The sequence below is a fragment of the Microbacterium sp. ISL-103 genome, assembly GCF_018613995.1.
Classification (GTDB): domain Bacteria; phylum Actinomycetota; class Actinomycetes; order Actinomycetales; family Microbacteriaceae; genus Microbacterium.
Map to the genome: position 1 here is coordinate 1 of NZ_JAGGPD010000605.1, position 1,319 is coordinate 1,319.

General features: G+C 64.0%; 2 protein-coding genes. Both read right to left on the minus strand.

From position 1 onward, the window contains the following. Nucleotides 1-693: ABC transporter permease (locus J7E68_RS18460; protein ID WP_215174996.1), on the minus strand; the 693-nt coding region annotated here is incomplete at its 3' end. A 10-nt stretch (nt 694-703) separates the two neighbouring features. Beyond that, nucleotides 704-1,319, minus strand: a 616-nt coding sequence (locus tag J7E68_RS18465; protein WP_285225681.1) for a UDP-galactopyranose mutase, incomplete at its 5' end; no start/stop codon positions are given.

Sequence of the window (1,319 nt, forward strand, 5' to 3'; positions counted from 1 at the left end):
CATCCGGTACAGCATGAAGATCCCCGCGAGCGGATTGAACGCCCCCAGCGTCTGGAAGAGACCGGGCAGGTCGGTGACGTTGTAGATGATGGGCGTGGCGTAGAACATCGCGCGAAGGATCAGGGCCGTGGTGCGCTCGAGGTCGACATAGAGAACGCACAGCGGCGCGACGAGGAGCCCGAGGCCCACGAGCAGCACGGTCTGCAGGAACATCGCCACCGGCATCCACAGGATGCCCCACCCGACCTGGACGGTCTGAGCGGGATCCTGTTCGACGATCAGGTTGATGATCACGAAGGCGGCCAGCACCGGCAGGGAGAACAGATACTCCATCCCCTTGCTGAGCACGATCCTGTTGACCCAGATCGACCGCGGGATCGCCGTGGATCTCACCAGACGCGCGTCCTTCTTGAAGGCACGCGTGAAGTCGGAGACCGAGGCGTTGAACCACACCCAGGGCAGCAGCGCGCTGATCAGGAAGACGATGTACGGTTCCTCGCCCACGTCGCGGCTGAAGATCTGCGTGAAGACGAACCAGTAGATCGCGCTCATCACGAGCGGATCCAGCACCGACCACAGGTACCCCAGGAGGCTCGTCGAGTACCGGACCTTCAGGTCGCGGGCAGACAGCAGCCACAGGGAATGCAGATAGCGCCGGGGCGTCCCGGGCGCCCCGACAGCAGCGTGACTCACAGTGTCGAGTCTACGAGAGCGAGTTGTTCCACAGCGACAGCGCCGAGCCGATCGCCATGTGCATGTCGAGGTACTGGTAGGTGCCGAGGCGTCCGCCGAAGTGGACTCCCGCCTCGCCCTTCGCGAGCTCGCGGTAGGCCAGCAGGCCCTCGCGATCGGTCGGGGTGTTCACCGGGTAGTACGGCTCGTCCTCGCGGTTCGCGAATCGCGAGAACTCGCGCATGATGACCGTCTTGTCGGACTCGTAGACGTCCTTGCGCTCCGGGTGGAAGTGCTTGAACTCGTGGATGCGCGTGTACGGCACGTCCATGTCCGGGTAGTTCATGACGCTCGTGCCCTGGAAGTCGCCGATGTTCAGCACCTCCTGCTCGAAGTCGAGCGTGCGCCAGCTGAGAGCGCCTTCGTTGTAGTCGAAGTAGCGGTCGACGGGCCCGGTGTAGACGATCGGCAGCTGGCCGACGGTGGCCTTCTTGTTCAGCGGCTGCGACCCGTCGAAGTAGTCGACGTCGAGCGCGACCTCGATGTTGGGGTGATCGGCCATCCGCTCCAGCCACGCGGTGTAGCCATCGGTGGGAAGCCCCTCCCACGTGTCGTTGAAGTAGCGGGTGTCGTACGTGTATCGCACG